General features: G+C 39.8%; 7 protein-coding genes. 3 read left to right on the top strand and 4 right to left on the bottom strand.

Translation table 11 applies throughout. The annotated features are described in order from the left end of the window. Nucleotides 1–151: 151 nt before the first annotated feature. The 3 genes from ABZA00_RS16180 to ABZA00_RS16170 all read right to left on the bottom strand — a co-directional run bounded on the left by ABZA00_RS16180 (nt 152) and on the right by ABZA00_RS16170 (nt 2,779). Nucleotides 152–1,234, bottom strand: a complete 1,083-nt coding sequence (locus ABZA00_RS16180) for an NAD(P)/FAD-dependent oxidoreductase (protein WP_372883184.1) — start codon at nt 1,232–1,234, stop codon at nt 152–154. Between the two features lie 4 nt (nt 1,235–1,238). Then, nucleotides 1,239–1,901, bottom strand: a complete 663-nt coding sequence (locus ABZA00_RS16175) for a TetR/AcrR family transcriptional regulator (protein ID WP_372883183.1) — start codon at nt 1,899–1,901, stop codon at nt 1,239–1,241. 701 nt (nt 1,902–2,602) lie between these two features. Beyond that, complete coding sequence (locus tag ABZA00_RS16170; RefSeq protein ID WP_372883182.1) at nt 2,603–2,779, bottom strand: DUF3545 family protein; 177 nt, start codon at nt 2,777–2,779, stop codon at nt 2,603–2,605. Nucleotides 2,780–3,058: 279 nt separating this feature from the next. On the opposite strand from ABZA00_RS16170, the gene ABZA00_RS16165 reads away from it, so the two are divergent. The 3 genes from ABZA00_RS16165 (at nt 3,059) to ABZA00_RS16155 (ending at nt 4,592) form a co-directional block, all read left to right on the top strand. Further along, nucleotides 3,059–3,595: a GspH/FimT family pseudopilin gene (locus tag ABZA00_RS16165; RefSeq protein ID WP_372883181.1), complete on the top strand. Its 537-nt coding sequence runs from the start codon at nt 3,059–3,061 to the stop codon at nt 3,593–3,595. Then, the gene (locus tag ABZA00_RS16160; protein WP_372883180.1) at nt 3,589–4,200 is read left to right on the top strand and encodes a prepilin-type N-terminal cleavage/methylation domain-containing protein; all 612 of its coding nucleotides are present in this window, start codon (nt 3,589–3,591) and stop codon (nt 4,198–4,200) included. The genes ABZA00_RS16165 and ABZA00_RS16160 overlap by 7 nt, the downstream gene beginning before the upstream one ends. A 62-nt stretch (nt 4,201–4,262) precedes the next feature. Next, nucleotides 4,263–4,592, top strand: coding sequence for an NGG1p interacting factor NIF3 (locus ABZA00_RS16155; RefSeq protein WP_372883179.1), 330 nt, complete (start codon nt 4,263–4,265; stop codon nt 4,590–4,592). A gap of 43 nt (nt 4,593–4,635) precedes the next feature. Here the strand turns inward: ABZA00_RS16155 and ABZA00_RS16150 are convergent, their stop codons facing one another. Next, on the bottom strand, nt 4,636–5,130 hold the full coding sequence (locus ABZA00_RS16150) for a YcxB family protein (protein WP_372883178.1): 495 nt from the start codon (nt 5,128–5,130) through the stop codon (nt 4,636–4,638). Nucleotides 5,131–5,451 lie beyond the last annotated feature (321 nt).

Raw genomic sequence — 5,451 nt, 5'->3', positions numbered from 1 at the left:
CTGCCCGAAGGGGTCGGCTAAAAGCGTTTTACTCTTTGTTGCGAGGTATTTACTTAGAATGACTAAGCTACACACCTCGCGTCGCGATTAAAACGCTTTTATCTCGAACAAAAATTAACCGCGAAAGATCAACAGACCCTAGGATTTAAATCTATTTGTTTAAACGAAATAGCTTTCTATATTTATCTATGAAAAGTTTTTCACCTTTTATTTTTCTTGTAATCCAATCACCAAAAGTACCGATAACCATGTATGAATTGCCCTTACTTGGACCTAAAGGTAAAAACAAAGGCGCTTTTCTCCATGGGGAATATGGCTTAAGTTGTTCTAACTGCTTTCCAGCAGCTAAGGCTTTAAAGGTCTTGGTTAACCAAGGTATTTGGCGACTAACAGCAACAATGGTCATTGCATCACCGCAACCAGCCATATCACCGGCGCTGAATACATTGGCGTATGCCGATGGGCGCAAGTAAGCATCGACATCAACTTGGCCGTTTTTCCTTATAGTGGAATTCGGTAACTCTCCGACTAATGACGATACTGCGCGAGATCCGATGGCTGGAATAATAAGATCAGCCTCTATTGACGAGCCATCTGACAGATGAAGCGTTCCAGAATACGCATTTGAGGTACTTTTAAGATTTTCAACTCGCATGCCGAATTTTATATCGATATTCGCTTTTTTGAGTTTCGACATAATTGAAGTAGCGAATTTTTTTGGTAGTTGTGAAAAAAGCGTTGAATCACTCGATATTAACGTTATGTCTTTCTCAGGCATGGCGCTACTAATCTCACCCGCCATTTCCGTACCAACTGTTCCGGCGCCGACAATAGCGACAGATTGTGCGCTTGCCAGCTTCTTATTTAGATCAGTCACAACAATGCGGAAGTCATCAATACTGGTGCCTGTCGGTTTCAAAAACGCGCTATTAGTAGAGCCCGTTGCAAGCACAATATAGTCAGCGCCAAATTGAGTTCCATCTTCAAGTGTCACGCTATGCTCTTCAACTTTGATGACTTTGGCTTTTACAACTGTGCCTTTTGTAAGAAGTTTCTCATAAGGTAACAACACCGTATCTAACATGGATGGTTTAACAATGGCTCGTATCATGGCTGGAGCATGAATAAATGCGTCACGCTGCTCGATAAGAGTCACATCTAAATCATGTTCAAGCGACTGAGCTAACTGTGCTCCTAAATATCCACCACCTACAATTACAAGTTTCTTAGTCATTTCATCATACCTCTTTAAGTTTTGGCACTTGAGTACTGAATAAAGCTAAAAGATAGTCAATATGTTGTTCTACCATGGAATGGGAAAACGGATCCTTACCGGATAGTCGAGAGAACTCTGGTGCGAATGTAAAAATCGATGTAGCTGCACCTATAAATAAGTAACGCATGTGCAGGCTATCACCTTGCGGAATGAATCCTAATTTTTGAGCCTGTTGCAACATTCCCAGTTCAGTCTCAGAGCCGGAACGAAGGAAGCGATCAACAAGCCAATTTAAACGCTCTTCGTCCCCCTGATTTGCTTGCATCATAAAACGAGTAAAATCAGGAAAGTTAACGCAGAACTCGATGAAATCCCTGATATAGATGCGAAGCTTATCTGTAGCGTCTACTTCATTTAATGCTTTACGACGGTTAAGAAACTCTTGGTTATAGGTATTAAAAAACCACTCAGCGGTTGCCTTCCAAAGCGCATCCTTAGAACCAAAATGGTGAGAGATAAGAGTATGATTTACGCCTGCATTGATAGCGATAGATCGAGTCGATACCCCTTCAAACCCTGATTTGGCAAATTCTGAAAGTGCCGCACTCAGTATTTTTGCTTTCGTTTCTTGAGCGCGTTGTTGCAGAGAGCGCGTATTCGCTTTTTTCGTCACCGTTTTATTCATAACCACCTCATATCATTCAGCACTATATTAAACACTTGGTCAGTACAGATCAATTAAATTAAACAATTGGTTAATTTAATAAACTAAGACCAATAAGCTTATGCCCAAGCTGTTGAGTTGCGGGAAAGCTTCAGGTCTTATTTTCAATCTACTTTCTTTCAGAATTGCTCCATTTTCTTATATGGCGTATTGGTTCAAAATGTTTCACAGAGGTTTTGGTTTAATCATATAAACAACGAGGGTGAGTTTTGATGGAATACATAGTAGGTCAAATAACGATCGGCTTGACTAAACAGTTAGCGGTTGAAATAAGGAGTGGGCAAAAACGAGTTAAGTATTTTCCCGAAAGCAAGCAAAATCGTGAGCAGAGATTTTTAGTTTTGTAAGTCGTTATGGGGACGATTGCACCTTAGCATTCGAGGACGTTCAAAATTCTGTCTCAGTTTGAGACACAAAAGCAGTTAGAAATCGAATACTGTAATGTTCTTTGTGTAATCATATTTCCACGAAACAAAGTCTAACTATCTGATTTTTAAGTGTTCCCCGTACGGATTGAAGTGGTTTATTTTCATCTAAAATTTTATAACTAACTGTTTTTAAAGCAATTTAAAAACACAAAAGCCGCCCATTGAAAATGAGCAGCCACAGTTTCACTTAATAGCCCGATCAAATGATGCGTTTTTTTTCGTCACTGACTAAATTTATCGCAATTCAGTTAATGAAAAAACAAAGCTAGGATCAATTTCTTGCAGTTCTCTGGTCAGTTGCTGCTGCGCTTTTATTTCTTCAATTTCACGCCATTTTCTTGCTTTTGGCGTTTTTTTCTTAGGTGCGAAAAAAACAGTATCAATATCAGTTTCAGTATAATTATATTGCATATTATCTCCCTTGCTTCCACCATTAAAATCTTCTCTGTGCAATACAATAGGGATCTTTTATTGCAACTTTATGACGTTAAAAAGAAATTTTTTATTGTTGTTAACCGTTAAAAATGGCAAAAAAATCGTTGGCAAATCTAAGGAGCCCCTCATAAACCAGCCGGGGCATTTGCTTGTTCATCTGCTTAAACTACGCTTTCTGAGTATCAAGTCAGTTATTGAAGTGGCTTCTATAGCCTATCTACTTTACTGGATACGGTTAATGGATTGAGTTTTTATATGGCAATAAATCAGAACAATCACCGCGGTTTCACATTAATTGAGTTACTGGTTAGCATCACAGTGCTGTTGATATTGGTGTCTATTAGCGTCAGTAATTATAGCGCGCTATTGGCAGAGCGAACCTTAATACAAAAAACAGAGCATCTTTATCATTTTTTACGCTTAGCCAAGACTCAGGCCATTCAGGATAATAAAAAAATTTATGTGCACTTTTGTCAGGATGGCGATACAGAAATTTGGAAGATGGCAATGGCGGACACTGCTGTCTGTGACTGTTATACCGCTGATTCCTGCTTAGTAAACGGTCTTAATAAAGTTGAGCAGTTAACTGACGGTAAAACGCTCTTCGCCGCCAAAACAGATATAACTTTCAGCGCTAAAAAAGTGTCTTACAAACCGATGCGTTTTGGCGTCAATGCCGGTAGCGTTACTTTGCATGACGGTAATAACAATAAATTAAAGGTCATTCAAGGTGTTATGCGTTTAAGAATCTGTTCGCCCGGCAGAGCACGGCTGGGGTATCAAAAATGTTAACCAGGCAAAAAGGATTTTCATTAGTTGAGCTGATGCTGACGCTCCTGCTTGGTTCAGTGCTCCTGGCAATGGTTATCGGCTTATATGTAACGGGCGTTTCATCGGGTTCTAAAAGTTTGAAATACTCACGCTTACGCACCGATTTGCAGTCCATTATGACAATAATGAAAACTGATATCAGGCGGGCGGGCTACGGGGGGCGTGATTTTTTAGTCGGTAGCAGTGGAACTAAAGCAGTAGATTCACTCAATAGCGGTACATCAAATTGCATTGTTTATTCTTACAACCATAATTCTGCCGCTGCAATTACCAATACCAACCGTATGGGATTCAGGCTGGTTGCCGATAAAAATGAAGTGCAATTTGGCAGTGGTGTTGATCCGCTTGCAACTAATTGTTATTCAAAAGGCCACTGGGCTGCACTGTCTGACAAAGGGTTTATCAAAATAACCGAACTGGTGTTTACTGAATCTATAGTATCCGGTGCGACGGCAACGCTGCGCAGCGTTGAAATTAAGTTGAGCGGCGAGCTGGTTTCCGACAGCAGTTATAAGCACTCCATCAATACCAGGGTACAGGTTCGTAATATTGAGTTTCCTCACTAAAAAATGGTTAAGTTATTTTTGCTGGTCTTATTGCGACAGTCTTCATTAAAAAGGGAAATTAAATGTATCAGTTAAATTTTTATGTACCGGATTCACATTTAGACAGGGTAAAAAATGCTTTATTTGAGGCCGGGGCCGGACGCATTGGAAATTATGATTGTTGTGCCTGGCAGACTTTGGGAGAGGGGCAATTCCGCCCTATGGCACAGAGTAACGCTTTTATCGGAACAAAAAATGAGATAGCCAACATTGCGGAATATAAAGTTGAATTAGTCTGCGCCGGGGAGTGCATCAAAGCAGTTTTAGAAGCATTAATAAATACCCACCCATATGAGACGCCTGCCTATAGTGTTGTTGAAATAAAAACATTAGAGGATTTTAACAAGCCATAAAATGTTTATCCGCTTGCTTAGCCCGGTGCAGGCGGTTCAGTTGTTAACAAGCACATTCACTTTCTGCAGGTGCTGCTTTTAATTTAATATAGGCAACGGCTTTTTCGTCTAAGGAGGCTTTTGACAGATAATTTTTATTACCGTTTTTTAGCAGCAGCATAATACCTTTAGGGGTTTCAACCATACCTTTTATCTCAGCCCAGAGAAGTTCACTGTTGTTATATAAACTTTCAGTTTTCACGCCCTGATCATTGATTGTCAGGGTGATCGTATTATGAGAGTTACGGCTCCACATCTGTCTCATTAACCACCAGGCGCGACGGTAACGAAAACTGAAATACTCAACAAAAGAGAGGGCAATTAAAAAGAAAGCAAGGGTTTTCTGTTGTGGGACTAATATAAGAATCAGACATCCGCCAATTACCAGAAAGGCCATAAATTTATATCTCGGAGCCGCTTTTTTACCTAATAATGCAGACTGATCAAAACATTCTTCAAAATGTTCGCGGTTAAGTACAAATTTTGACTGAAAAAACATTGATTAAACCTTAGGGTAGATAATGCAAAACTGCAGGCAGATTATATACCCATTTAACCTTAAGAAGCGAATCCATAGGTCTGCTGAAATGGTGGAGAAAGAGGCAATATGATAAGCAGGTTCATCCCCCGCTTAAGTATTACTGGTTTCCGTAGCGGTAGAACTAAGCTTTCCGATGTTATACCAAATCCGATAATTATCTATTCATTCATGCTTGTTAAAATGAATGCTAGCTAGACATAAAACTACGTTTTAGTCTTTGTTATTGATTTGATTCAGAACGTCCTGTTCTTCACCACTTTGTGGCCAGCTAAAGCTGTT

This window comes from Psychromonas sp. (assembly GCF_041586535.1).
Lineage (GTDB): Bacteria > Pseudomonadota > Gammaproteobacteria > Enterobacterales > Psychromonadaceae > Psychromonas.
Note: the sequence above shows the minus strand (reverse complement) of the source record. Positions and strands in the feature narration are given on the sequence as shown.